This window comes from Micromonospora sp. NPDC049257, assembly GCF_040678915.1.
In the GTDB taxonomy this organism is placed as follows: Bacteria; Actinomycetota; Actinomycetes; order Mycobacteriales; family Micromonosporaceae; genus Micromonospora; species Micromonospora antibiotica.
Genome location: NZ_JBFAQU010000022.1, coordinates 72,895 through 97,625 on the forward strand (window position 1 = coordinate 72,895; position 24,731 = coordinate 97,625).

A 24,731-nucleotide genomic window follows, 5' to 3' on the forward strand; every position below is an offset into this window, starting at 1 on the left:
CCACTGCGCGGGGGAGGTCGTGACCATGCGCGAGGACAAGTCCCCGTTCTTCATCGCGCCACACCGGTTCGACGCACCGGAGGACGACGCCGCCCCGGTGCTCGACCGCCGTTACGAGCTGGTCCCGGAACCCGGCGAACGGGTGCTCGGCCGCTATCCGACGTCGGTGGCCGGCTGCCTGGTCAGCCCGACCGGGGCCCGGGGGCACTGGGTGCTCCCCGCCCCCGCCTCGGTCACCGTCACCGACCGCCGGCTCGCCTACGTCTGCCTCGCCGGTGACCTGGCCCTGGTCGCCGGGAAGATCGACTCGACGGGTGTCCGGCACCGGCGCAACGTCCGGCTGCCCCGCCTGGTCAGCGGACAGATCCGCTGGCAGTGGCCGTCCCGGCTGGAGCTGCGGACGACCGGCCCCACCCAGGACGCCACTGCGGAGGCGGAACTGCTGGTGGTCTGCGACGCGCTGCGTACGATCCAGCAGCCGGCCCTGGCGCTGGGCGGCACGGTCGGCACGGTGACCGAACTGGCCCGGCTGATCCGCCGGACGGTGGCCTGCTTCCGGGTCACCCGACCCGAGCTGGTGGAGTTGGCGCCCCCGGAGCGGGACGTGCTGATCCGGCGGGCCACCGCCGCACCCGTGACCGGCGAGGGGCGGGTGACCCTGCCCGGATCACTGCCGGTGGAGTTCCTGTCCCGCGAGGACTACTACCGCGTCCCGGAACGGGCCGGCAAGGACGCGGTCGGCAGCTGACCCCACCCTGACCTGGGCCTGCTGTGGGCCTGGTCTGGGCCTGCTGTGGGCCCGGGCTGGGCCTGCTGTGGGCCCGGGCTGGGCCTGCTGTGGGCCCGGGCTGGGCCTGCTGTGGGCCCGGGCTGGGCCTGCTGTGGGCCCGGGCTGGGCTGGACCGGGCCTGGATCTGGCCCATCTGCCTGGCCGGGACGGCCGGTAGGTGTACCTCTCAGCGTCCTTTCGACCTGATGACGTTGACGAATCGCCGACGATGCCCGTCCCCCGGGTACCGGACCGGCGGGCGGCGGTTGCGTCGCAAAGCTCTCAGTGGTGGGGCGTGTATCGGCTTCCCCCACAGATGTCGAGCCACCGCGTCGACCAACCTGGCCGGGTCGGAACCCGCCAGCCGCGTCGACCAACCCGGCCAGGTCGGCCCAGCGAGCCAGGTTGTCCGGCCCGGCCAGGCCGGGACCAGCGAACCGGGTAGTCCGACCCGGCAAGGTCCGCCCAGCGACCCGGGTTGTCCGGACCGACCAGGCCGGGACCAGTCGGCCGGGTCGGCCGGGTCGGTCGGGTCGGTCGGGTCGGTCGGGTCGGTCGGTCATGACTGAATCGCTGACGTCATCAGCTCGAAAGGACGCGAACACCACCCTCTCCCCCCGACCCGCCGACCTCCGTCCGCCCGGAATGTCCGCACCGCCCCCAGCACCGCCCGCACCGCGCCCGCGCCCGCGCCTGCGACAGCGGCTGCGGCTGCGACAGCGGCTGCGGCTGCGGCTGCGACAGCGCACGAGGCCCACCCGAACGGCGGCCGGAAGGACGGCCAGGACAGCCGTCAGGGAAGGGTCGAGGGGCAGGACGACCGGCCGAGCGGCGGGGAGACCGGGCAGGGAAGGCGACCGGCAGTCAGGAGGCGGTCGAGCGGCGGGGGCGGCGGTCCAGTTCGGCGGCCTCCTGCGGGTTGGGCGCGGTCCCGCCCAGGTGGGCCGGCTGCCACCAGGTGTCGTCCGGGCCGGACGGCTTGTCCGGGTACTCCTGCTGGGCCCGGTCGACCAACGCTGACAGCCGGGTCTTCAGCTCCGCCGTCATCGTGTTGGCGTCCGGGTACGCACCCGGGTCCATCGGCTCACCGAGCAGGATGGTGATCGGGGTGTGCCGCCGGGTCAGGGTCTTCGGCCGCCCCTTGGTCCACAGCCGCTGGGTGCCCCACAGCGCCACCGGCACCAGCGGCACCTCCGCCGCCTGCGCCATCCGGGCCGCCCCGCTCTTGAGCTCCTTGACGGTGAACGAGCGGCTGATCGTGCCCTCCGGGAAGAGACCGACCGCCTCGCCGCGACGCAGCGCGTCCACCGCCGTGTTGTACGAGCCGACGCCCGCCGACCGGTTGACCGGAATGTGCTTCATGCCGCGCATCAGCGGGCCGGAGACCTTGTGCGCGAAGACCTCGTGCTTGGCCATGAACCGCACCAACCGCCGGGAGGCGTGCGCCCCGTACCCGCAGAAGATGAAGTCGAGGTAACTGACGTGGTTGCTGGCCAGCACCACCCCACCGGTCCGGGGGACGTGGTGGTTCCCGTCGACGGTCAGGCGCAGGTCGAGGACCCGGAACAGCGTCTTGGCGGCGGTGATCACGGGCGGGTACACGAGTTCCGGCATCCGGTGACTTTACCCCGCGAGGGTTGCGCGACCGTCGGACGGAGCCGCCGCAGCGGGACCCCCGGCCGACCCCGGCCGACGGGCGCAACCCCGGTCAGTCGGCCAGCCTGTCCAGGTCGAGGCGGCCCCGTGCGAAGGCGTCCACCCGCCCCCAGCGACCCGGGATGTCCAACACCTCGATGCGGCCCATCCCGACCGGCAGCACCGGCTCCACCGCCAGGTGCCCCTCGTGCGGCTCCAACCCGAGCATGGTGCGCAGCAGCAGCAGCGGCGCCCCCGTCGACCAGGCCTGCGGGCTGCACGCCGTCGGGTACTCGACCGGGAACTTGGTCTGCTCCCGGGGGTAGCCGCCGAACGCCTCGGGCAGCCGCCCGTCGAAGTAGGTGGCCGCGTCGAGGATGCCGCTGGCGATGGTGGCGGCCTCCTCGGCGAAGCCGTACCGGCGCAGGCCCCAGGCGATGAAGGAGTTGTCGAACGGCCAGATCGTGCCGTTGTGGTAGCCGATCGGGTTGTACCGCACCTCCCCCTCGGCGAGGGTCCGCACCCCCCACCCGGTGAACAGCCGGGGCCCGACCATGTGCTCGGCGATCTTCTCGGCCCGGTCGTGGTCGACGATCCCGCTCCACAGCAGGTGCCCGATGTTGGAGCTGAGCACGTCGCACTGTCGGCCGTCCGGGTCCAGGGCCAGCGCGTAGTACTCCCCGTCGGCCACCCACCAGTCCCGGTTGAAGCGTTCCTTCAGCGCCGCCGCCTCCTGCTCCAGCCGGTCGGCGAACGCCGGGTCACCCCAGAACTCCCGGGCCATCCGGGCCGCCCGCACCTTCGCGTCGTACGCGTAGCCCTGCACCTCGCAGGTGGCCCGGGGGAACGGCGGCAGGCTGCCGTCGGCGTACGAGATGGAGTCCCAGGAGTCCTTCCAGCACTGGTTCTCCAGGCCGGTCTCGGTGTTGCGCCGCTCGTACCAGATGTAGCCGTTGCCGGCCAGGTCGGCGTAGTCGTCGATCCACCTCAGCGCGGCCCGGCACTCCCGTTCCAGCTCCCGGACCAGCGCGGCGTCCCCGCTCCACCGCTCGTACTCGTCGAGCAGCACCACGAACAGCGGGGTGGCGTCCACGGAGCCGTAGTAGGGCGAGTGCGGTTGTTCCTCGAACGCGGCCGTCTCGCCGTAGCGCATCTCGTGCAGGATGCGGCCCGGGTCCTCGTCGCGGAAGTCGTCGAACCGGCTGCCCTGCAGCGACGCCAGGATCCGCAGCGTGGTCTTGGACAGTTCCGGGGCGAACGGCAGCACCTGCAGGCAGGTCAGGATGCTGTCCCGCCCGAACATGGTCATGAACCAGGGCAGGCCGGCGGCGGGCAGGGTCTGGCCGCCCAGCGACAGCGGCGCGAACCGCAGCGCCGCCAGGTCGACCAGGCTGCGCCGGTAGATGGCGGCCAACTTGTCGTGCTCGCTGTTGACCTTGGGTGCCTTGGCGATCCACTCCTCCAGGTCGTGCTGGAGGGCGAGCCGCTCGTGGCCGTGCGCCGTCACCCCCAGCCGCAGGTCCCGGCCCCCGGGGCCGAGCGCGAAGGTCTGCACGTCGATCTCGGCGTTCCACTGCTCGTTGGGCTCCAGGTGCACCGAGTACACGAAACCGTTGCGGTCGTAGCGGGCCGGCCGGGACGACGAGATGACCGTCTCCCGCACGAAGTTGCCCCGCCGGTAGCCCAATCGCAGCCGGTCGGACTCGGCCTCGGCGTACAACTCGCCCTTCTTGTTGAGGATCTCGTCCTTGACCTGGAAGAGATCCGCGAAGTCGGCCCCGGCGTCCATCCGGACCTCCAGGTCGACCGCCTTCTCGTCGTGGTTGAGGATGGTCAACTGTTCGCGGAAGCTACCGCCGACCGCGCGTTCCCGGATGATCGACAGCTTGGCGTCGACGTAGTGGGTGGCCATCCCGGGCACCAGGAAGAACCGCGCCTCGTAGTACTGGAGGTCGTCGTAGGACAGCGCGTTGAGCCGTTCCCCGTTGACCGTCAGCACCCAGCGGGACAGGAACCGCATGTCCAGGGAGAACAGGCCGGTCGGCTCGCTCGGCGTCGCCTCGATGTCACCGGTCTCCTCCGAGACGACGAACGTGTTGCCGTCCAGGATCCGGATCGTGTTGCTCTGTCCCATCACCGCACCTCCCGCTGGTGGCGGCCGCGGGGCCCCCGGGCGTCCGGGGAGCCGGGGAAGATCCGCTCGATCTGGACCACCAGCCGGGCGTCACCGGTCACCGTCATGTCGCCGCGCAGCACCGCCGCCAGTCCGTTCTCCCGGCCGGCGGCCATCTCCTCGAACAGCGCCGGAGTGGTGCCGACGACGGTGTCCGCCTCCCGGTCCTCCTGGCTGACCGTCAGGTCTCCCCGGTCCACCCGGAGCAGCCAGTGGGTGGTCTGCGCCCCCTCGTGCAGATCGAAGCGCAGCGTCCCGACCGCCTTGTTCAGCAGCGGCTCGTGCTCCCGCCGGTCCAGGCTCTCGAAGAACCTCGTGGTCGCGTCCACCATCGGGCCCTCTCCCCCGTCGTCCATGCGCCTGCCAGTACCCGCACCGGGTGCCCGCCGGGCTCGCCGCCAACCTCGCCCGGATCGGGTGAGGACCCGCCCGCCCGGCGGCCGGCCCGGCCCCACCCGGCGGAGGGCGGCCAGCGGCACCCGCAGACAGCGACGACGCCGGGCCCCCGGAGGTTCCCGGGGGCCCGGCGTCGTGGCCGTGGCGGCAGGTCAGTTGTTGGGGTCGTCGGCGCTGATGTCCGCGAGCACCGACTGGGGTTCCCGCTCCACCGCGAGATCACCCATCGACACCAGGCCCACCAGCCGACCGTCGTCCACCACCGGCAGCCGGCGTACGGCGTAGGTGCGCATCAGGTCGGCGGCGGCAACCGCGTCGTCGTACTGGCTGACCGTGATCACGTCCCGGCTGGTGATCTCGCTGAGCCGGGCCCGGTTCGGGTCCAGATCCTGGGCCACCCCCCGGACCGTGATGTCCCGGTCCGTCACGATCCCCACCACATCGTCACCCCTGGTCACCACCACGTCACCGATGGCGCTGTCCCGCATCTCCTGCGCGGCGGCGGCGAGGGTGTCGTTGCCGTCCATCGTCACCAACCGGGTCGTCATGAACTCTCCGACCGTTGTCATGGTGCTCCCCTCTCGGTGTCGGCACGGCGGTCTACCCGCCGGCCCCGAGCAGGTAACACCCCGCTCAGCGCAGCCCGGCAGCCGTCAGTCCAGCCCGGCGACCATCAGCGCGGCCCGGCGACCGTCAACGCAGCCCGGCGACCGTCAACGCAGCTCGGCGGCGACCAGCTCGGCGAGCTGCACCGCGTTCAACGCGGCACCCTTGCGCAGGTTGTCGTTGGCGCAGAACAGCGCGAGGCCGTGCTCGACGGTCTCGTCGGCGCGCAGCCGGCCGACGAAGGTCGGGTCCTGGCCGGCCGCCTGCAACGGCGTCGGGATGTCCGACAGGGTCACCCCGGGCGCACCGTCGAGCAGCTCCCGGGCCCGCTGCGGGGTGATCGGCCGGGCGAACCGGGCGTTGATCTGCAACGAGTGGCCGGTGAACACGGGCACCCGGACGCAGGTGCCGGAGACCTTCAGCTCGGGGATCTCCAGGATCTTGCGGCTCTCGTTGCGCAGCTTCTGCTCCTCGTCGGTCTCGAACGAGCCGTCGTCGACGATCGAACCGGCCAGCGGGAGCACGTTGAAGGCGATCGGCCGGGCGAAGGAGCGCGGCGCGGGGAACTCCACGGCAGACCCGTCGTGGGCCAGTGCGGTGGCCCCCTCGACGACCTTGCGGACCTGCTCGTCCAGCTCGGCGACCCCGGCCAGGCCGGCCCCGGAGACCGCCTGGTAGGTGGCGACGACCAGGCTGATCAGCCCGGCCTCGTCGTGCAGCGGGCGCAGCACCGGCATCGCGGCCATCGTGGTGCAGTTCGGGTTGGCGACGATGCCCTTCGGCCGGTCGGCGAGCGCGTGCGGGTTGACCTCGGCGACGACCAGCGGCACCTGCGGGTCGGTGCGGAACGCCGACGAGTTGTCGATCACCACCGCGCCGGTCGCGGCGACCCGGGGGGCCAACTCCTTCGCGGTGCCCTTGCCGGCGGAGAAGAGCACGATGTCCAACCCGGAGTAGTCGGCGGTCGCCGCGTCCTCCACCGCGACCTCGCCGTCCCGCCAGGGCAGAGTGCGCCCGGCCGACCGGGCCGAGGCGAACAACCGCACCTGCTCCGCCGGGAACTCGCGTTCCGCCAGCACCTGCCGCATGACCCCACCGACCTGGCCGGTGGCTCCCACAATGCCGATCCTCATGCCCGCGAGGCTACCCAGCCGCAGGCCCACGGCGGGAAACGTTTCCCACCGCCCGGATCGCCGCCCGCCCGTCGGGCCGCCGCCCCGGCCGGCCACCGGACCGCAAACCACCCGACGGTACGCCCCGAACTCCCGCAGGATCGGCCGCGACCGGGCCGTCCGGCCGCAGCATCCGCGCCGCCGGCCGGGCCCGGCCGGCCCGGGGCGACGCGACCGGAATCACACCGCCCCGGGCACCACCCGGTCCTCACCCCCGTGGCCACGCACCCGCCGGACGCCATCCCACCGGCATGGCCGCTCACCCCGCCGGACGCCGGTCAACCGGCGTGGTCGGTCACCTCGCCGAGGCCGGAGGCGACCAGTTCGTCGCGGATCAGTGCCGCGTCGCCCTCGATGACCAGGGTCAACGCCTCCGGGTGCAGATGGGTGGCGGCAGCCGCGGAGACCTGCGCCACGTCGGCGGCGAGCAACGCCTCCCGCAACCGGGCGTGGTAGTCGTCGGGCAGGTCGTGCACGACCAGGGTGGTCAACGCCGAGGCGATCGCCCGCGGGCTCTGCAACTCGACCGAGAGCTGGCCCGCCCGCCAGGACCGGGCCACCGCCAGCTCGTCCTCGGTCACCCCACCCACCCGGGTACGGGTGATCTCGCCGACCGCCTCGACCAGGGCCGGCGCGGTCACCGCCGTCTGCACCCCGGAGCTGACCGCGAACCGGCCGAACCGGCGGGACGAGGCGAAGTCGCCCCGGATGCCGTACGTGTAGCCGCGTACCTCGCGGATCAGGTGGTTGAGCCGGGAGGTGAACGCCCCACCCAGCACGGTGCCGGCGAGCGTCATCGGCACGTGGTCGGGGTGGGCGCGGTGCGGTGACGGGTGCCCCAGCCGCAGCGTGGACTGCACCGACCCGGGCCGGTCCACCAGGATGATCCGCCGGCCGGTGGGCAACGGCACCTCGATCGGGCCGCCCCGCTCGACGGGACCGCCGCCGGTGCCGGCGAAGGCCGCCGCGCCCAACGCGTCCAGGTCGAGCCGGTCCAGGTCACCGGCGACGACCAGGGTGCCGGGGCGCAGGAACCACTCGGAGTGGAAGACGGTGACGTCCTCCACGTCCAGTCCGGCGACCGAGTCGGGGTCGCCGTACAGCGGACGGCCCCACCGGTGCTGCGCACCGAACAGGTCGGCGCGCAACACCGCGTCGGCGCGCGGGCCGGGGTTGGCCCAGTCCATCCGCAACGCGGTCGCCTCGTCGTCGCGGACCCGACGCACGTCGTCCGGGTCGAGCCGGGGCGTCCGCACCGCCTCGGCGAGCAACTCCACGGCCGCGCCGAGCCGGTCCACCGGCACCTGCACGCTGACCTGGAAGGTGTCCCAGTCCAGGCCGGTGGCCAGTTCGGTGCCGAGGCCCTCGACGGCCAGCGCGAAACCGGTGGCGTCCCGGTGCGCGGTGCCCTCCTCCAACGCCTTGGCCAGCACCGCGCCGAGTCCCTCCTTGCCCACCGGTTCCCGGCCGGCGCCCGCGTCGAGCAGCAGCAGCGCCACGGCGAGATTCTGGCCGGGCAGGTGCGCGGCGACCACCCGGCCACCGGCGACGTCCCGCCGGACCACCGTCGGGAACCGGTACGGGCGGGCGGTGCCCGGGCCCGGCCGGGTGGTGATCAGCGTCATGAGGTCTCCTCCGGCAGGTAGGTCAGGGTCACCCGGTCGGTGGGGGTGAGCAGGTCGGCGGCCAGCTCGGCGATCTGCCCGGCGGTCACCGACAGCCAGCCGGGCAGCCGGTCGGCGGTCTTCGCCGGGTCGCCGAACTGGGTGGCGTACCGGCCGAGGGCGTCGGCCCGGCCGTCCACCGTGGCCATCTGCCGCCACCACGCGGTGCTGAGCAGCGCCTTGGCCCGGTCCAGCTCGGTGGCGGTGACCGGCACGGTGGCGAGTTCGTCGACCACCTCGGCGACCCCTGCGGCGAGCCGTTGCGCGCCCACCCCGGGGCGGGCGGTGGCGGTGGCGATCACCGGTGCCGGGGCGTGCGCCAGATCCACCCCGTACGCGCCGACCAGGTCCGGTTGGGCGAGCCGTTCGCCGTCGGCGAGCCGCTGGTAGAGCCGGCTGCCCCGGCCGCTGCCGAGCACGGTGGCGGCCACCGTGGCCACGTCGTAGCCGGGGCTGCCGAACGGGTGGGTGCGGTGCGCGACGTACACCCGGGCGGCCGGTACCTCGGCGGTGACCGTCTCGACGGCGGGCCGACCGGTGCGGGCGACGGTGTGGCCGTCCGGCGCGGCGGGGATGTCCCCACGGGCCGGGATCGCCCCGAAGTACCGCTGCGCCAGCGCGAACACCTCGGCGGCGGTGGCGTCGCCGACCACGGTGAGCACGGCGTTGTCCGGCGCGTAGTAGGTCTGGTGGAACGCCTGGAAGGTGGCCAGGTCGGCGGCGTTCAGGTCGGCCATCGACCCGATCGTCGCGTGGTGGTAAGGGTGCCCCGGCGGATAGAGCAGCGGGAGCAGCCGCAGCCACGCGTCGCCGTACGGGACGTTCTCGTAGCGCTGTCGACGCTCGTTCTTGACCACGTCCCGCTGGTTGTCCAGGGTGTGCTGGGTCAGCGCGGGGACCAGCCCGCCCATCCGGTCGGCCTCCAGCCACAGGGCCAGTTCCAGGTGCTCGGCCGGGACGGTCTCGAAGTAGTTCGTGCGGTCCGGGTTGGTGGTGGCGTTGAGTGAGCCACCGGAACCCTGGATCAGTTTCATGTGTTCGGTCTTGGCGACGTTGACCGAGCCCTCGAACATCAGGTGCTCGAAGAGGTGGGCGAAGCCGGTCTGGCCCGCCGGCTCGTGGCGGGAGCCCACGTCGTACCAGAGGTTGACCGCGACCGCCGGGGCGGTGCGGTCCTCGCTCACCACCACGCGCAGGCCGTTGTCCAGTCGGGTCGTCTCGATGGGCCAGGGGTAACCGCTGTCGGGCATGACCCGACGCTATCCGATCTCCAGGTCGCGATGGCGACGTGTCGTCACCCGGCCACGCCGCGCCGCCACCCCACTCCTGACCACCTCTTGCCCTGACCATCTCTTGCCCGACCGCCCTCGCCCCCGCCGCCCCGCACCCCGGCCATCCCGCTCCTGACCGCCCGGCCGCCCCTCGCCCCGGCCATCCCGCTTCCGATCAGGACGGGACTGGAACGGGCCAGCGCGATACGGAATGGATCAGGACGGGACTGGACTGGTGAGCCGTGGACAGGAACAGGGCAGCGGCCGGGGCGGGGCGGGTCAGTCGGACGGGTCAGTCGGGGGGTTCGATCGGGGGGACGGTCTCTTCGGAGGTGCGGTGTTCCAGCACCGTGTCGGGGGCGGCCCCCTGGTCGGCCTCGCGGAGATCCGACTCGGCGAGGATCGCCTCGGCCTGGGCCTGCGGGTCGTCGCTGCCGACCGCCGCCTCCTCGGGCAGCAGGTGGGCCCGGGACTCCACCCGTTCCTGGTCGCTCTGCTCGTGGGTCATCATGTCGATGTCGATACCCCATCGACGCCCCCGCCACGCCACAAACTCCCCCACCCGCAACGAACCTTCACACATGCCACCCGGGAGGCGGGGCGGGGGTGGGTGTGGTCAGGAACGGAACGGGCCGCGCACCTCGTAGGTGATGCCACCGGCGGAGATGCCGGCCGTGCCGCGCTGGGAGGAGAAGTAGAGCCGGCTGCCGTCGGGGGAGAACGCCGGCCCGGTGATCTCCGAGGAGGACTGCCCGGTGATCCGCAGGAACGGCGTCACCACCCCGCTCGGGGTGATCAGGTTGATCTCCATGTTGCCGCCGTCCTCGGCGACGTAGAGGTCACCGGAGCGGGTGCCGGTGATGTTGTCCACCCCGGTCAGCGGGGCGGCGCCGGTCACCAGCGAGTCGTCGTACGCGAGGTCGATGCGCTGGCCGACCGCGTCGTACGCCCAGACCCGGTTGTCGCCCTTGGTGGTGAACCAGCAGGTGCCGTCGGCGTACCAGCAGCCCTCGCCGCCGGTGAACCGCTTCGCCCCGGCGACCTGGTTGCGGGTGGCCGTCGGCGAGCCGTCCGGGTCGGGCACCCGGGCCCAGCTCACCGGGCCGCTGGTGGCGGTGCCGGCGACCAGCACCTCCAGGGTGCCGGCGGAGAGGTCACCCCAGACGGTGGGGCGGAACCGGTAGAAGCAGCCGTCGGTCTCGTCCTCGGTCAGGTAGATCACCTGGCGGACCGGGTCGGCCGCCGCCGCCTCGTGTTTGAACCGGCCCAGCGCGGGGCGCTGCACCGCGGCGGTGCCGCCCTGCGGGTAGGTCTCGTAGACGAAGCCCCGGCTGATCTCCTCGCAGGACAGCCAGGTGCCCCACGGGGTCGCGCCACCGGCGCAGTTCTGGTTGGTGCCGGACAGGATGCGGTACGCGGAGGTGACCGTGCCGTCGGCGGCGAACCGCACCGCCGACGCGCCGCCGCTGGGGGTGACCTCCGAGTTGGAGACGTAGATCCAGCCGGTGCCGGCGGCGAAGCAGGCGCCGCCGTCGGGCGCGGGATGCCAGGCGTACGAGGTGCCCGGCACCGTCTGCCGGGAGCGGGCGATCACCCGGCTGGTGAAGCCGGCGGGGAGTTGGAGGCCGTTGCCGTCGGCGCTGCCGAGCGGCCCGTAGGGGCCGGTGCCGGGCTGGGCCGGTGCGGCGGACGCGGCGCCGGACCAGAGGCTGCCGGCGAAGGCGGCGGCCCCACCGGCGACGGTGGCGCGCAGGACGGTACGACGGTCCATCGGAACCTCCGGGGGATGCGAGCGGTGCCGCCGAAGTTACCGACGGTGGCAGTGCCGGAGATGAACGTCAGACGAGGGTTGGCCGACGGGCGGATGAGTCCTTGCCTCCGCCTCGGGTACGCTTGCCGGCGTGACGCGTACGTATCGATGGTTTAGGCAGCCGGCTGCGGAGCCGGTGACCTCACCATGAGCTGACGTCACCGCGTTTCGAGCCGGCCGGGCAGGAGCCTTGAGCTTCCTGCCCTTCTGTTTACGAGCAGCCGGCTCGACCCGGGCACCGGCCCCGGGCACGGTCGGCGGAAGGACTCCCACCGTGACGACCCCGGACAACGGGCCCACCCCGGACAACGGCGCGGTCATCGACCAGCGGATCGACCGTGTCGTGCCGCTGACCACCCCCGCCCTGCTCCTGCACGAGCTGCCCCTGGACCCGCCGCTGGCCTCGGCCGTGCTGGCCGGTCGGCGTGACGTCGGCCGGGTGCTGGACCGCGCCGACGACCGGCTGCTGGTGGTGGTCGGCCCGTGCTCGGTGCACGACCCGGCGGCGGCACTGGAGTACGCGCACCTGCTGCGCGAGGCTGCCGACCGGCACGCCGACGACCTGCTGGTGGTGATGCGGGTCTACTTCGAGAAGCCGCGTTCCACGGTGGGTTGGAAGGGCCTGATCAACGATCCGGCGCTTGACGGTTCCGGCGACGTGAACACCGGCCTGCGTACCGCGCGGGCGCTGCTGCGCGACGTGGTCCGGTTGGGGCTGCCGGTGGGCTGCGAGTTCCTCGACCCGATCACCCCGCAGTACATCGCCGACACGGTGGCCTGGGGCGCGATCGGGGCCCGGACGGTGGAGAGCCAGGTGCACCGGCAGCTCGCCTCCGGCCTGTCCATGCCGATCGGTATGAAGAACCGCCCCGACGGCAGCATCGGCACCGCCGTGGACGCGATCCGGGCCGCCGGGGTGCCGCACGTCTTCCCCGGCATCGACGTCTCCGGCACCCCGGCGATCATGCACACCCGGGGCAACGCCGACGGGCACCTGGTGCTGCGCGGCGGCGGGGGCCGACCCAACTACGACGCCGAGTCGGTGGCCGGGGCGTTGGACCTGCTGCGGGCGGCCGGGCTGCCGGAGCGGCTGGTGGTCGACGCCAGCCACGCCAACAGCGGCAAGGACCACCGCAACCAGCCGAGGGTGGCCGCCGACGTGGCCGCCCAGCTCGCCGCCGGTCAGCGCGGCATCGTCGGCATCATGTTGGAGAGTTTCCTGCTGGAGGGCCGCCAGGACCTGGACCCGACCCGGGAGCTGACCTACGGCCGGTCGGTCACCGACGCCTGCATCGACTGGGACACCACCGCGGAGGTGCTGGAGCACCTCGGGGCCGCCGTCCGGGCCCGCCGGGCCACCCTGCCCACCCCGGCCTGACGGGTTTGACCGTTTCGGCCCCGGGTAGCAGGGCGGGGTGACCGACGACGCGCCCATGACCGGCGACCTGCCCGGGACCGACCAGCCGGACCTCCGGCAGCTCGACGAGCTGCTGGACGAGATCTACCACGGCCAGGAACGGCTCAGCCAGGCCGACATCTACCGCTCGGCGGTCGGCGCGGACCTGCCGGCGGAGCTGCTCACCCGGGTCGCCGCCCTCCCCGAGGGGGAGTACGCGGTGGACGAGGTGGCCGACCTGCTTGGTGGGTCGGCAGGCTGACCGGCCGTCACCGGGGTGAGCCGGATGCCGGGGTCACGCCGCCGGCTGCCGAGAGGAGATCGAGATGTCCGACCATGAGGAACACCACGAGCGGGTGCCGGCCCTCGGCCAGCCCCCCGAAGGACTGGACACCCTGCCCGAGCCGGATTTCGCCAACGAGCACGACCGGACCGCCGTCGACCGGGACGTGATCACCGGCGCGGACGCCGACGAGCGGGAACCGGAGGCGTCGCGCGGTTGGGCGGGCGAGGACCACGGCACCACCCCCACCTGAGCGGGCGGCGACGGATGACGGGAAGGGGCCGGCGGACACGATCCGCCGGCCCCTTCCGCGTACGGGTCACCCCTCGTCGTGCCGGCCGCCCTCGGCGGCCTGCTGTGCCACCGCGTACCCCATCTGGAGGAAGTCGGACGCGGCGACGGCGGTCAGCGCGGTCGCCACCAGCCGGGTCAGCCGGGGGGCCAGCACCAGGCCGCCGGTGAGCCCGGTGGCCACCCACACGGCCAGGCAGAACGGGCAGCTGAGCAGCTCACCGATCGCGTGCCGGGTGGAGCTGCCCTGGTCGCGGACCTGCTCCATCACCTCGCCGCTGCCGATCGGGCGGTCGTAGCGGGTGAACGGGGCCCGTAGCGGGCTGGTCACCGCGTCCTTGGACAGCAGCCGGCTCAGCTTGTGGGTGGCGACGGCCAGCAGCACCACGTCGCCCGGGGCGGGCCGTTCGGGCACCGGCCGGCCGGTCACCTTCACCAGTGCCGCGATGGACGCGGTCACCCCGGCGTAGGTGCCCATCGCGGCCAGGTAGCCGCCCAGCGGCCGGTGCTCGTGCGGCGCGTACGCCTGGCGCAGTCGCGCCACCTTCTGCTTCAGACCACCGTCGGTCACCGGGGCTCCTCGCTCGTCGTTCGCATCAGTGGGCGGTTCGTGGCATCCGTCGGATCAACCCGCGGTGAGGTTCTCGGCGACCTCGCGTTCGAGGTTGGCCAGGGACTCGTCGGCCAGCCCGGCGGCCGACCCGGCGGGCAGTTCCAGCCGCACCCGGGCACCGCCGGAGTCGCCCGGGGTGACCTCCAGTTCGGCCGCCCCGTCCGGGCCGTCCCAGCGGGCCCGCAACTCGTGGTCGTACCGACTGGTCGGGGCCGCGCCGTCGGCCCGCAGCGGCGCGGGCAACCAGGCGTCGATCCGGTCGGGGTCGGTGGCGGTGCTGAACACCACCTCGGGCGGCGCGGACATGCCGCGCTCGGCGGGGGTGGCCATCACACCCCCCGCAGCCGGTGCGGGTCCACCTCGCGGCCGGGGTGCCGGGCCAGGTACTCGGTCTCCAGTTCGGCGGTGCGCCGCAGGTGGTTGGCGAGCGCCGAGTCGGCGGCGTGCCGGAGCGTGTCGAGCCGGGTGCGGTGCAGGCTCTGCAGTTCTCGGATCAGGTCGTCGTCGCCGAGTTCGGCCGGGTCCACCCCGATCAGTTCGCCGTCGGTTTCGGAGAGCACGGTGGTCGGGTGGTGGACGTGGTCGCCGTCCCACTCGGGCATGCGCTGCTCCGGGCTGCCGTCGCCGGACCGGTGCGCTGATGCGGTCATGTCGCCCCCTCGGGTTCGACTGGGCTGGTGTCTAGACGGTTGCCCAGACCAGGTGTCACCAAACCCGTCGGCGCGCTGGCTACGACGCCGCGTCGGAGACGGCGTGCCGTCCCGGTACCCTCGACGGCATGAAGCGGCTCTGGACACCGGCGTGGATCCTCCGCCACGTGGCCCTGGTCGTCCTGGTGACGGGCTTCCTGGCGCTGGGCTGGTGGCAGATCAGCCGGGCCGCTTCCGGCAACACGCTGAGCTGGGCGTACGCGGTGGAGTGGCCGATCTTCGCCGGCTTCGTGGTCTTCGTCTGGTGGCGTGAGGTCCGGCACACGCTGCGTGGTCCGCGCGCCGGGTCGCCGTCGACCACCGCGCCGGACCCCAGCGGGGCGGCCTCCCCCGGACCGGCCACCCCGACGGTACGCCGCCCGGTGCGGGTCACCCGGGTGCCGGCCGCCCCGGCCGACGGTGCGGACGACGCCGACCTGGCCGCGTACAACCGCTATCTGACCTGGTTGAACGACAATCCGGGCGCGAGGCCCGGCGACTATCCCGGCTGAGGCCGGTCGGAAGGACGGACGACGGTGGGCGGAGCCCTTACCCGGTACCGCGTGATCGCCTGGATCGTGGGCGTGGCGCTGGCCGTGCTGGTGCTGATCGGCATGCCACTGAAGTACGCGTTCGACGAGCCGATCGTGGTGGCGGTCGTCGGCACCGCACACGGCTGGCTCTATCTGCTCTACCTGGCCGCCACCTTCGATCTGGGGCGTCGGGTGGACTGGCCGTTGAAGCGGATGCTGCTGGTGATGCTCGCCGGCACGGTGCCGTTCGTGTCGTTCGTGGCGGAGCGGAAGGTGACCCGCGAGCTGGCGGCCACCGCGCACCCCCGTACGCCGGAGCCCGCGGCTCTCTGACGGCGGCCGGTGTCAGCGGGTCGGTCGCCAGTGGCGGGTGGTGGGTGACGGGTCGTCGGCGTCGGGGTAGCGGTGTTGTTCGCGGGCCTGGTGCAGGGCGTCGACCACCTGGTCGAACTGCTCCCGGTCGTCGCTGCTGAACAGCAGCAGCTCGGTGCCGTGGCAGTGGGCGTGCAGTTCGTGGGCCGGTGGCCGCCAGCGGTCCCCGAGCAGCACCAGCAGCACGGGCAGCAGGCACACCACGCCCAGCCCCAGGTATGCCCCGGCGGTGAGCCGCTCCAGCCCTCCGGTGAAACCGAGCAGCACACCGGCCGTGCCCGCGCCGACGGCGGCGAGCGTGACGATCCGGGCGGCGAGCCGGTCGTGCGGCCCCCGTCCGGTCCGTAGGTGGGTGAGGTCGGCGACGGCGTAGCTGCTCCGGCCGGCGGTGAACCGTTCGGTGGTCACCACGATCCCGGGCCGGGCGTACAACAGGGTGGTCGGTCGGGACCAGCGTGGCGGCGGTCGGGTGCTGGTGCGGTCTGCCTGCACGGCGTCCTCCCAGGGGGCCGGCGGGGCCGGTGGACCCCACCGCGACGCCATCTGCGCACGGCGGGATTCCCGGCCGGGGCTCCATTCTGTTGCCGGCACGCCCGGCCCGCGCTCCGATTTCCGACAGTTCCGACGAGCGCCACCTACCCGACCGCCGGCATCTGACCACCAATTCGGTTTTATCCGGCTTTACCGTCTCGATCCACGCCGGCATCCGTCTGGAACGACGAATGGGACCTTCCTCGCCAACCACTCAGAAGTCGATGCCCGGTCGTCCGCCGGGCACCACCGGCGCCACCTGCCACAACGACCCGCCGCAGCGCTCCGCCAACATTCGCCGCGGCTTTGTCTGCGCGTCACTCCCGCCACAGGTTAGGTTGATCGGGCCGGCACGGTAAACGGCCGTCCATCCGGACGGGCCCGGCCGGTGTCACCGGGGGCTCAGCATCCTCCGGTGACCGGTGGGAGAGGAGTCTTCCGCTCTTGTCGTCCTTACGGATGCTGCTGCGAACCCTGGCGGTCGCCGGCCTGTCGGCCGCGCTGATCGCCCCGTCGGCGCCGGTCCGGGCCGAACCGTCGGTCGCCGACCTCACCGCCCGGATCGAGAGGTCCTCGGCGGAGCTGGAACGGATCGTCGAGTCGTACAACAAGCTCAACGAGGAGATCAAGACGAATCAGGCCACCGCAGCCGGTCTGCACGCGCGGATCGGCCCGCTGGAGGCCCAGGCCGCGCAGAGCCGCGCCGCCGTGGGGCAGATCGCCGCCACCGCCTACAAGACCGGTGGGCTGCGCACCGCCGAGGCGATCCTCGACCCGGCCGGAGGCTCGCTGGTCGACCGGCTCGGCACCCTCGACCAGCTCACCCGGCACCGCCAACAGCAGATCGACGGATACACCGCCGACCAGCGGGCGCTGCTCGACCAGAAGGCCCGCCTCGACAGCACCCTGGCCCGGCAGGCCGCCCAGTCCCGGGCGGTCGCCAAGACCAAGAAGCGCATCGAGCAGGACCTGGCGGAGCTCTACGAGATGCGCCGGGCGGCGTACGGTCGGGCGACCGAGGCACCGGTGAAGAAGCCGAAGAGTTCCGCCTCCGCCGACACCCCCGACGCACCGGCCGTCTCCGGCAGCGCCGGAGCCGCCGTCCGGTACGCCTACGGCGCGATCGGCAAGCCGTACGTCTGGGGGGCCGAAGGACCCAACGGGTACGACTGCTCCGGCCTGACCCTGGCCGCGTGGCGGTCCGCCGGCAAGCGGCTGCCGCACAACGCGGCGATGCAGTGGAACGCGACCTCCCGGGTCAGCCGTGGCGAGCTACGCCCCGGCGACCTGGTCTTCTATTCGGGGTTGGGGCACGTGGCCCTCTACGTCGGCGGCGGTCAGGTGATCGACGCGCCGAGCGCGGGCCGCAACGTGCTCAAACGCAAGATGAACATGATGAGCATCGCCGGCTACGGTCGGGTCCGCTGACCGGTACGGCAACGGCGAACGGCCGGCGTCCCCCTATCGGACGCCGGCCGTTCGCCGTCATTACTACCAGCTCATACCGTTGACGGGCCGCTCGGTTCGGGTCGGGTGGTACGCCCGACCGGGCCGACTCAGGCCGCCTGGAGGCCCTCCGCGCGGGCCAGCTCGCGTAGCCGGCCGAGCGCCTGGATCTCCAACTGCCGGATCCGCTCGCGGGAGAGCGAGAAGCGCGACGCGACCTCGGTCAGCGAGTGCTCCCGCCCGTCCTCCAGGCCGTACCGGGCCCGCATGATGCCGGCGGACCGGTCGTCGAGGTGGTTGAGCAGGCCCTCGATGCGCTGCCGCTCCAACCCGGTGAGGACGATGTCCTCCGGCGACGGGGCGTCACTGTCGGCGACCAGGTCACCGAGGTTGGTGTCGCCGTCGTCGCCGACCGGGGTGTCCAGCGAAACGGTGTCCTGCGACCAGCGCCGCAGCTCGTTGACCCGCTCCACGGTGACGCCCAGTGCCGTCGCGATCTGCTCCGGCTCCGGGTCGCTGCCCAGCTCACGGGTGAGTTGGCGGGCCACGTTGCGCATCCGGTTGACGTCCTCGACCAGGTGCACGGGCAGCCGCACCGTACGCTCCTGCTGGGCGATCGCCCGGCTGATCGCCTGACGGATCCACCAGGTGGCGTAGGTGGAGAACTTGTAGCCCCGCTCGTAGTCGAACTTCTCGACCGCGCGCACCAGACCGGTGTTGCCCTCCTGGATCAGATCCAGCATGGGCATCCCGGACCGCACGTACCGGCGGGCGATCGACACGACCAGCCGCAGGTTGGCCCGGATGAAGAGATCCTTCGCCCGTTCCCCCTCGACGACCAGCCGCTCCAGGTCGTCCCGGTCGGCCCCGTCGGGAACCCGGTCCTCGCCGAGCAGGTGCTCGGCGTAGAGCCCGGCCTCGATCGCCTTGGAGAGGTCGACCTCCTTGGCGGCGTCCAGCAGTGGCGTCCGGGAGATCTCGTGAAGGTAGACGCCGACCAGGTCACGCTCCTCGGCGACCTCGTCGGTTCGCATGCCGATGTTCTTGTCCACGGTGTCCACGGTCCCCTCGCTCGCGCCGGTTGCCCGGTTCCTTGCCATCCCCACGTCCATCAGCCCTCCCCCGCTGCCCAGCCGGTGCTGACACCTGCACAACAGTTCGGACGGGTCGGGGATTCCATGTCGTGAGTCGAAAGTGTCACGAATGCCTGAGTGCCAGCTGAAAGCCCGGTCCACGTTTGCTGTCAGCCTCCCCGTGGGACTGCTGACGTCCTCCGGGTCGGCGCTGGTGGGACGTGGTGTCGCCGACCGAATTCCGAGTGTCGCGCCATTGCGACACTCCGACCCGGAGCGACCCTCGTCACCGTCCGACGGCGATCCCGGTCACTGCCAGATACGGGCCGGTGGACCGGTTGGTTCATCCGGCACTCCTGGATTACCCCACGCCCCGAACAACAATCGGCGTCGTGACGGACGTCCCGGTGGCACGGTGTTCTCCATCACTACGGCCCGGCGTCCGGGCCGGTGGGACGCCACGGCAGGGGTCGGGAACCGCACCGCACCGGGCGGCTCGGGGGTGGGAACCGGGACGGATCAGGACGCGAGCAGGGCGATCGCGCCACGGACCTGGTGCGCGGTACGGGCCAGCGCGGCCCGTGCCACGGCGATCTCGGCACCGGAGAGCAGCGAGACCAGTGCGGTCTTGAGGTCGCCGTCGGCCTCGTGCAGGGCCCGCCGGGAGACCTCCTCGGTGCACCCGGTCGCCTCGATCAGGATGGAGATCATGCGGCCCCGCAGCTTGGCGTTGGTGGCCACCATGTCGATCATCAGGTTGGAGTAGACCCGACCCAGTCGCACCATCACCGCCGTGGAGAAGGTGTTCAGCACCAACTTCTGCGCGGTGCCCGCCTTCATCCGGGTCGAACCGGTCACCACCTCGGGGCCGGTGTCGACCCCGATGACCACGTCGACCTCGCCGGCTGCCCGGACCTCCGGATTGGCACAGAGCAACACGGTCGAGGCGCTGCGCTCCCGGGACGCACCGAGCGCACCGAGGACGTACGGTGTGCGCCCGCTGGCCGCCAGTCCGACCACCAGGTCCCCGGCGGCCACGCACCGGGCGGCCTCCGCCGCGCCGCCGCGCAGGTCGTCCTCGGCGTCCTCGACGGCCTGCCACATCGCGTCCGGGCCACCGGCCAGGTGCGCGCAGAACCAGCCGTGCGGCGAGTTGAAGGTGGGGGCCAGCTCGGCGGCGTCGATCACACCGAGCCGGCCGGACGTGCCGGCGCCGAAGTAGTGCACCCGGTGCCCGCCGCGCAGCGCGGTCACCGCGAGGTCGACGGTCACCGCGATCTCGTCCAGCACGGCCGCCACCGCCGCGGGCACCCGCCGGTCGGCGTCGTTGATGACGGTGAGCACGTCGCGGGTCGACATCAGGTCGAGATCGGTGCTGTACGGGTTGCGCCGTTCGGTGGGCGCACCGACCCGGACCACCGGCCGCAGGTCGACCACACCCTCGGTGCCCTGCTGCTCCACCGTGTCGTCCGGCCCGGTCGGGCCGGTGGTCACGAACGCCTCCGACTGCCGCCCACCCGGTGTGTCCGCACCGCCTCGGCGGTGACCTCCAGCGCCCGGCGGGCCCGTGCCCGGTTCCGGGCGGCCACCCCCACGAAGAGGCAGTCGACCACGGTGAGCTGCGCCAGCCGGCTTGCCATCGCGCCCGAGCGGTACGTCGTCTCGCGGGCGGCGGTGGTGAGGACGAAGTCGGCGACCTCGGTGATCGGCGATCGGGGGAAGTTGGTCAGCGCGACGGTGACCGCGCCCCGGGTGCGGGCCTGTTCGAGCACCTCGATCACGTCGGAGGTGGTGCCGGTGTGCGAGATGCCGACCGCCACGTCGCCCTTGCCGAGCAGCGCGGCGGAGGTCAGCGCGGTGTGCACGTCCGGGAAGGAGAAGGCGATCCGGCCGATGCGGTGCAGCTTCTGCTGGAAGTCGGAGGCGACGAACCCGCTCGCGCCGGCACCGTAGACCTCGATCCGGCCCGCGCCGCCGATCGCCTCGACGACCTGCTCGCAGACGGCCGGGTCGAGCTGCTGGGCGGTCTCCTCGACGGCCCGGGCGTCGTTGAAGGCGATGGTGGCGATGATCTGGGCCAGGTCGGCGCCGGGCGGGATATCCCCACCGACCACCCGGGCGTCCGGCGGCTCGATCCGGCGGGCGGCCTCGGCGGCGAGCCGGATCCGCAGCTGCGGATAGCCGTCCATGCCGACGGACCGGCAGAACCGGATGACGGTGGCCTCGGAGGTCTCGGCGGCGGTGGCGAGGTCGGTGATGGTCCGTCGGGCGGCGTCGGCGGGGTCGGCGACGACCAGGCGGGCGACCCGCTGCTCGGCGGGGGACAGCGACGGGAGCAGGCCGCTGATGTGGACGATCAGCCCACCCGGCTCGTGACTCACAGAAATCTTCGGACTCTTCGCCACGGATGAAACTTACTTTCATGAGCCGCGAGCCGTCAACCATGACCGCGCGTATCCGACAGGAAGTATCCCCCGGCACCGGGGGCGTTCCGGCACAGACTCCCATTTGCGCAGCCTGACGCACCTCGGCCGGTCCGGTGGAATCGCCTCGGTCTACGGTCGGGCCTGGGCGGCGACCGGCTCCCGCCCGACGCCGTCGGTCGCCGGGGCGGACGGTCCGGTGTCGTCCGGCGGATCAACGGCCACCGGGCCGGCCCCCTCCTCCGGCGGCAGCCAACGCGCCAGGTGCGCCCGGATCCGCCGGGACACCTCGTCCGGCCCGCCTCCCGCGTCGACCACCACGAAACCCGGGTACTCGGGCAACGACCGGTAGGCCGCGTCGGCGGCGGTCAACCAGCCCATCGTCTCGTGGTCCTCACCCCGTCGCTCGATGCGCCGGTACGCCTCGACCGGGTCGACGGTGAGCAGAAAGGTGACCTGCGGCGCGGGAAAGACCCGGTAGCCAGCCCGCGCCAGCCGCTCCCACCGCTGCCCACCGTGCGCCCGGATGCTGGCGTACTGGCAGGCGGAGTAGCGGTCCATCACGGCGGTCCGCCCGGTCACCAGGCAACTGAGCAGCGCGGCGGCGATCGCCAGCCAGCGCAGCACGGACTCCACGGCGAGCATCCCGTCCCGGCCCACCAGCCCCTGTGCGTCGGAGCGGCCGAACCGGTGGGCGACCCGGCCGAGCCAACGCCGACCGCTCGCGTTGCGGTGGTAGGTGGCCGGCAGCCCGGCCGAGGTCAGCGCGGCGGCGAGCCGGTGCGCCTGGGTGGTCTTGCCCGAACCGTCGATGCCGATCAACGCGACGCGACGCAGTCGGGGCCTACCGTCGGTCGCGCGCCGTGATCTGGCCACCCTGCACAGACTATCCGACCCGCGCACACCCGCTGCCCGATCGGGTCCCCGATGGGGGCGATGACCGCATCGGTCCACCGGCCCAGGTGTGGGCGGGCGGGCAGCCGGGTACGCAACGTCATTTCCCACCGACCATCCACCGACGGGAGAGACCAGATGGCCGAGCGCGGGGACGTCAGCCTCCTGCACACCCTCAAGCGGGTCGCCGCCGTGCTCAAGCAGAACGAGATCCCCTTCGCGCTCGGCGGCAGCTTCGCCGTCTATGCGCACGGCGGCCACTCCAGCGAGCACGACGTGGACTTCCTGCTCCCCGAGGAGCATGTCGAGCGGGCGTTGGAGGCGCTGACCGACGAGGGCTTCACCGCCGAACGCCCGCCAGAGGACTGGCTGGTCAAGGTCTACGACGACGGGCGGATGGTGGACCTGATCCACCGGCCGGTGGAGACCCCGGTGACGCACGAGACCCTCGCCGACACCGTGATCCGCCCGGTGGACGCCATCCGGATGCCGGTGCTGTCGGCGACCCGGCTGATGGTGCACAAGCTGCTCAGCTTCTCCCAGCACTACTGCGACTTCGCCCGGGGCCTGCCGCTGGCCCGGTCGCTGCGCGAACAGATCGACTGGGAGCGGGTACGCAAGGAGACCCAGCACTCGCCGTACGCCGAAGCGTTCCTGATGTTGCTGGACCGGCTCGACGTCGTCCCGTACGGGGGGACGCCGGTGCCGTACGCCCGTATCCCCGAGGAGAGGGAGACCCCGTGACCGAGCACAGCGCCGGCCCGCCGGACGAGTACGTCGAGGCGGCGATCCAACGGCTGCTGACCGAGGACCCGGACGTCGCCGAGCAGGGCATCACCGTGGCCCGTCGGGAACGCGGCCTGGTCCTCACCGGCGAGGTGGAGAGCCCGCAACGGCGGGCCGAGATCCTGCGTCGGGTGGCCGAACGGTTCCCGGACGAGGCGATCACCAGCGACATCGGGGTGATCCGCGCCCAGGCGCCGGCCCAGGTCGAGGAGCTGCCGTGAGGAGGACCCGATGATCCGGATCGCCGCCGTCGGCGACGTCCACCTGGACGCCGACGTGCTGGGCCGGTTCCGCCCGGCCCTGGAGGAGCTGCCCGACTGCGCCGACGTGCTGCTGCTCGCCGGTGACCTGACCCGGCACGGCACCGAGGCCGAGGCGCGCTGCGTCGCCCAGGAGTTCGGCGGCCTCGGGGTGCCGGTGGTCACCGTGCTCGGCAACCACGACCACCAGTGCGACCAGGTGCCGCAGGTGGTCAAGGTGCTCCAGGACGCCGGGATCACCGTGCTGGAGGGGACCGGCACGGTGCTGGAGTGCCCCGGCGGCCGGCTCGGGGTGGCCGGCGTCAAGGGCTTCGGCGGCGGGTTCGCCGGCCGGTGCGCCAGCGACTTCGGCGAGCCGGAGATGAAGTCGTTCGTCCGGACCAGCAACGAGAGCGCGGCGGCGTTGGGTGAGGCGCTGCGCGGGCTGGACTGCGACCTGCTCGTCGCGCTGACCCACTACGCCCCGGTGCCGGACACCCTGGCCGGTGAGCCGTTGGAGATCTACCCGTTCCTCGGGTCGTACCAGCTGGGTCAGGCGATCGACTCGGCGCCGACGGCGCTCGCCCTGCACGGCCACGCGCACGCCGGCACCGAACGCGGTGTCACCCCCGGCGGGGTGCGGGTACGCAACGTCGCCCATCCGGTGATCAAGCAGGCGTACAGCGTCTTCCACCTGGGAGATCAAATCGACTGAGGAGCAGGTTTTCGGGCTCGGGCAGCCGGGTATTCAGCAGCCATGGAGCTGATTCTCTGGATTCTCGCAGTCGTACTCGTGGTCGCCGGCATCCTCGCGCTGTTCCGCCGGCAGATCCTGTGGGGCATCGTCCTCATCGTGGTCGGCCTTCTGGTCGGCCCGGGTGGTGTCAGCATCTTCAATTGACGCCGGTACCCGCACCTGACCCGCCGGGGTCGTCGCCCCCGGAAGCCCCGTCCTCCCAGACAGGGGCCTCCGGCACCGACGACCCCGGCGTCCTGCTGTGCGGGGGTGGTGCCCCGCCCGGAGCGACCGCTGCCCGGTGACGCGACCGGGCCGGCCCCCGCCGGGCCGGGGGCGGGTTTTTGCCGGGGCGTACCGGGGAAATATCTTGACCATGGAGACAACCCGGAGCGACCGGCGGACCGGCACCGCGCGGACCTGGTGGATGCTGCTCGCCTTCGGCGCGGCCGTCACCGTCGCCGCCGCGATCGGCGGGCTGGGGGTGTCCGGCACCAGCGACGAGTACGCCGCCCTGCGCCAGCCGGCCTGGGCCCCACCCTCGTGGCTGTTCGGCCCGGTCTGGACCCTGCTCTACGCGTTGATCGCGGTCGCCGGCTGGCTGGTCTGGCGGCGGGTCGGCTTCGGCCCGGCGGTCTGGGCCTGGGTGGTCCAGCTGGTGCTGAACGCGATCTGGACCCCGCTCTTCTTCGGCGCGGGCCGCTACGGGCTGGCCTTCGCCGAGATCGTGCTGATGTGGCTGGCGATCGCCGTGACGGTGGTCGCCTTCTGGCGGATCTCCCGGCCGGCGGCGGCCCTGCTGCTGCCCTACTGGGCCTGGGTCACCTTCGCCGCCGCGTTGAACTTCTCGATCTGGCAGCTCAACAGCTGACGTCGCCGCCCCGGGGCGGCCCGGGGGTCGTCGTCGGGCCGGGGGCGGACCCGCCCCCG

General features: G+C 72.7%; 29 protein-coding genes. 12 read left to right on the forward strand and 17 right to left on the reverse strand.

The features are described from left to right. The first annotated feature begins 25 nt into the window (after window positions 1-25). Window positions 26-748, forward strand: a complete 723-nt coding sequence (locus tag AB0K25_RS25225) for a hypothetical protein (protein WP_208570426.1) — start codon at window positions 26-28, stop codon at window positions 746-748. An 885-nt stretch (window positions 749-1,633) separates the two neighbouring features. Here the strand turns inward: AB0K25_RS25225 and AB0K25_RS25230 are convergent. The 9 genes from AB0K25_RS25230 to AB0K25_RS25270 all read right to left on the reverse strand — a co-directional run bounded on the left by AB0K25_RS25230 (window position 1,634) and on the right by AB0K25_RS25270 (window position 11,457). Next, window positions 1,634-2,383: a lysophospholipid acyltransferase family protein gene (locus AB0K25_RS25230; RefSeq protein WP_219464374.1), complete on the reverse strand. Its 750-nt coding sequence runs from the start codon at window positions 2,381-2,383 to the stop codon at window positions 1,634-1,636. Between the two features lie 94 nt (window positions 2,384-2,477). Further along, a complete protein-coding gene (locus AB0K25_RS25235; protein ID WP_357534938.1) occupies window positions 2,478-4,538 on the reverse strand; it encodes a glycogen debranching N-terminal domain-containing protein in 2,061 nt (686 codons plus the stop codon). Then, window positions 4,538-4,909, reverse strand: a complete 372-nt coding sequence (locus tag AB0K25_RS25240; protein WP_208568487.1) for an SCP2 sterol-binding domain-containing protein — start codon at window positions 4,907-4,909, stop codon at window positions 4,538-4,540. The genes AB0K25_RS25235 and AB0K25_RS25240 overlap by 1 nt, the downstream gene beginning before the upstream one ends. Before the next feature lie 216 nt (window positions 4,910-5,125). After that, a complete protein-coding gene (locus tag AB0K25_RS25245) occupies window positions 5,126-5,542 on the reverse strand; it encodes a CBS domain-containing protein (RefSeq protein ID WP_363823062.1) in 417 nt (138 codons plus the stop codon). 144 nt (window positions 5,543-5,686) lie between these two features. Then, window positions 5,687-6,712, reverse strand: a complete 1,026-nt coding sequence (locus AB0K25_RS25250) for an aspartate-semialdehyde dehydrogenase (protein ID WP_357534941.1) — start codon at window positions 6,710-6,712, stop codon at window positions 5,687-5,689. Window positions 6,713-7,029: 317 nt separating this feature from the next. Further along, a complete protein-coding gene (locus AB0K25_RS25255; protein ID WP_363823065.1) occupies window positions 7,030-8,376 on the reverse strand; it encodes a pitrilysin family protein in 1,347 nt (448 codons plus the stop codon). Beyond that, a complete protein-coding gene (locus tag AB0K25_RS25260) occupies window positions 8,373-9,665 on the reverse strand; it encodes a pitrilysin family protein (protein ID WP_363823068.1) in 1,293 nt (430 codons plus the stop codon). Before AB0K25_RS25260 ends, AB0K25_RS25255 begins: the two co-directional genes overlap by 4 nt. 313 nt (window positions 9,666-9,978) lie before the next feature. Beyond that, complete coding sequence (locus tag AB0K25_RS25265; RefSeq protein WP_307799436.1) at window positions 9,979-10,248, reverse strand: hypothetical protein; 270 nt, start codon at window positions 10,246-10,248, stop codon at window positions 9,979-9,981. A 54-nt stretch (window positions 10,249-10,302) separates the two neighbouring features. Beyond that, a complete protein-coding gene (locus AB0K25_RS25270; protein WP_357534943.1) occupies window positions 10,303-11,457 on the reverse strand; it encodes an alkaline phosphatase PhoX in 1,155 nt (384 codons plus the stop codon). Between the two features lie 313 nt (window positions 11,458-11,770). On the opposite strand from AB0K25_RS25270, the gene AB0K25_RS25275 reads away from it, so the two are divergent. The 3 genes from AB0K25_RS25275 (at window position 11,771) to AB0K25_RS25285 (ending at window position 13,428) form a co-directional block, all read left to right on the forward strand. After that, window positions 11,771-12,874: a 3-deoxy-7-phosphoheptulonate synthase gene (locus AB0K25_RS25275; protein ID WP_208568481.1), complete on the forward strand. Its 1,104-nt coding sequence runs from the start codon at window positions 11,771-11,773 to the stop codon at window positions 12,872-12,874. A gap of 37 nt (window positions 12,875-12,911) precedes the next feature. Beyond that, window positions 12,912-13,154: a hypothetical protein gene (locus AB0K25_RS25280; protein ID WP_363823072.1), complete on the forward strand. Its 243-nt coding sequence runs from the start codon at window positions 12,912-12,914 to the stop codon at window positions 13,152-13,154. A 64-nt stretch (window positions 13,155-13,218) separates the two neighbouring features. Next, window positions 13,219-13,428: a hypothetical protein gene (locus AB0K25_RS25285; RefSeq protein WP_219464383.1), complete on the forward strand. Its 210-nt coding sequence runs from the start codon at window positions 13,219-13,221 to the stop codon at window positions 13,426-13,428. Between the two features lie 66 nt (window positions 13,429-13,494). Here the strand turns inward: AB0K25_RS25285 and AB0K25_RS25290 are convergent, their stop codons facing one another. The 3 genes from AB0K25_RS25290 to AB0K25_RS25300 are packed head-to-tail and all read right to left on the reverse strand — an operon-like array spanning window position 13,495 to window position 14,729. Then, window positions 13,495-14,037: a DUF1360 domain-containing protein gene (locus AB0K25_RS25290; protein ID WP_219464385.1), complete on the reverse strand. Its 543-nt coding sequence runs from the start codon at window positions 14,035-14,037 to the stop codon at window positions 13,495-13,497. 54 nt (window positions 14,038-14,091) lie between these two features. Beyond that, complete coding sequence (locus tag AB0K25_RS25295; RefSeq protein ID WP_219464387.1) at window positions 14,092-14,409, reverse strand: hypothetical protein; 318 nt, start codon at window positions 14,407-14,409, stop codon at window positions 14,092-14,094. Next, window positions 14,409-14,729, reverse strand: a complete 321-nt coding sequence (locus tag AB0K25_RS25300) for a DUF6158 family protein (RefSeq protein ID WP_363823075.1) — start codon at window positions 14,727-14,729, stop codon at window positions 14,409-14,411. Before AB0K25_RS25300 ends, AB0K25_RS25295 begins: the two co-directional genes overlap by 1 nt. Window positions 14,730-14,857: 128 nt before the next feature. Between AB0K25_RS25300 and AB0K25_RS25305 the strand changes: the two genes are divergently transcribed. Together AB0K25_RS25305 and AB0K25_RS25310 are read left to right on the forward strand one after the other, a co-directional pair. Continuing rightward, window positions 14,858-15,280, forward strand: a complete 423-nt coding sequence (locus AB0K25_RS25305) for a hypothetical protein (protein WP_219464388.1) — start codon at window positions 14,858-14,860, stop codon at window positions 15,278-15,280. A gap of 24 nt (window positions 15,281-15,304) precedes the next feature. Then, window positions 15,305-15,634 (forward strand): DUF3817 domain-containing protein, encoded by a 330-nt coding sequence (locus AB0K25_RS25310; RefSeq protein ID WP_208568474.1) that lies wholly within the window; start codon window positions 15,305-15,307, stop codon window positions 15,632-15,634. 12 nt (window positions 15,635-15,646) lie between these two features. On the opposite strand, the gene AB0K25_RS25315 is transcribed toward AB0K25_RS25310, so the two are convergent. After that, a complete protein-coding gene (locus tag AB0K25_RS25315; RefSeq protein WP_363823078.1) occupies window positions 15,647-16,165 on the reverse strand; it encodes a DUF6232 family protein in 519 nt (172 codons plus the stop codon). Window positions 16,166-16,648: 483 nt separating this feature from the next. Here AB0K25_RS25315 and AB0K25_RS25320 point away from each other — a divergent pair, with 483 nt between their 5' ends. Continuing rightward, window positions 16,649-17,632: a C40 family peptidase gene (locus AB0K25_RS25320; protein ID WP_219464390.1), complete on the forward strand. Its 984-nt coding sequence runs from the start codon at window positions 16,649-16,651 to the stop codon at window positions 17,630-17,632. A 128-nt stretch (window positions 17,633-17,760) separates the two neighbouring features. Here AB0K25_RS25320 and AB0K25_RS25325 read toward each other — a convergent pair whose 3' ends face one another. The 4 genes from AB0K25_RS25325 to AB0K25_RS25340 all read right to left on the reverse strand — a co-directional run bounded on the left by AB0K25_RS25325 (window position 17,761) and on the right by AB0K25_RS25340 (window position 22,022). Next, window positions 17,761-18,750: a sigma-70 family RNA polymerase sigma factor gene (locus tag AB0K25_RS25325; RefSeq protein WP_208568471.1), complete on the reverse strand. Its 990-nt coding sequence runs from the start codon at window positions 18,748-18,750 to the stop codon at window positions 17,761-17,763. Between the two features lie 492 nt (window positions 18,751-19,242). Then, the gene (locus AB0K25_RS25330; protein WP_219470319.1) at window positions 19,243-20,142 is read right to left on the reverse strand and encodes an N-acetylmuramic acid 6-phosphate etherase; all 900 of its coding nucleotides are present in this window, start codon (window positions 20,140-20,142) and stop codon (window positions 19,243-19,245) included. A gap of 71 nt (window positions 20,143-20,213) precedes the next feature. Continuing rightward, on the reverse strand, window positions 20,214-21,128 hold the full coding sequence (locus AB0K25_RS25335) for a MurR/RpiR family transcriptional regulator (RefSeq protein ID WP_363823081.1): 915 nt from the start codon (window positions 21,126-21,128) through the stop codon (window positions 20,214-20,216). Between the two features lie 150 nt (window positions 21,129-21,278). After that, window positions 21,279-22,022, reverse strand: a complete 744-nt coding sequence (locus AB0K25_RS25340; RefSeq protein ID WP_219464391.1) for a thymidylate kinase — start codon at window positions 22,020-22,022, stop codon at window positions 21,279-21,281. 156 nt (window positions 22,023-22,178) lie between these two features. Here AB0K25_RS25340 and AB0K25_RS25345 point away from each other — a divergent pair, with 156 nt between their 5' ends. From AB0K25_RS25345 to AB0K25_RS25365, 5 genes are all read left to right on the forward strand, one after another. Then, window positions 22,179-22,784, forward strand: a complete 606-nt coding sequence (locus tag AB0K25_RS25345; protein ID WP_208568468.1) for a nucleotidyltransferase — start codon at window positions 22,179-22,181, stop codon at window positions 22,782-22,784. Beyond that, window positions 22,781-23,047, forward strand: coding sequence for a hypothetical protein (locus tag AB0K25_RS25350; protein WP_208568467.1), 267 nt, complete (start codon window positions 22,781-22,783; stop codon window positions 23,045-23,047). Before AB0K25_RS25345 ends, AB0K25_RS25350 begins: the two co-directional genes overlap by 4 nt. A 10-nt stretch (window positions 23,048-23,057) precedes the next feature. Further along, window positions 23,058-23,780 carry a metallophosphoesterase gene (locus tag AB0K25_RS25355; RefSeq protein WP_219464393.1) on the forward strand — a complete coding sequence of 241 codons (723 nt, stop codon included), beginning with the start codon at window positions 23,058-23,060 and terminating at the stop codon, window positions 23,778-23,780. 42 nt (window positions 23,781-23,822) lie between these two features. Beyond that, on the forward strand, window positions 23,823-23,966 hold the full coding sequence (locus tag AB0K25_RS25360) for a GPGG-motif small membrane protein (RefSeq protein WP_007464364.1): 144 nt from the start codon (window positions 23,823-23,825) through the stop codon (window positions 23,964-23,966). 211 nt (window positions 23,967-24,177) lie between these two features. Further along, on the forward strand, window positions 24,178-24,672 hold the full coding sequence (locus AB0K25_RS25365) for a TspO/MBR family protein (protein ID WP_219464394.1): 495 nt from the start codon (window positions 24,178-24,180) through the stop codon (window positions 24,670-24,672). Window positions 24,673-24,731: the final 59 nt, after the last annotated feature.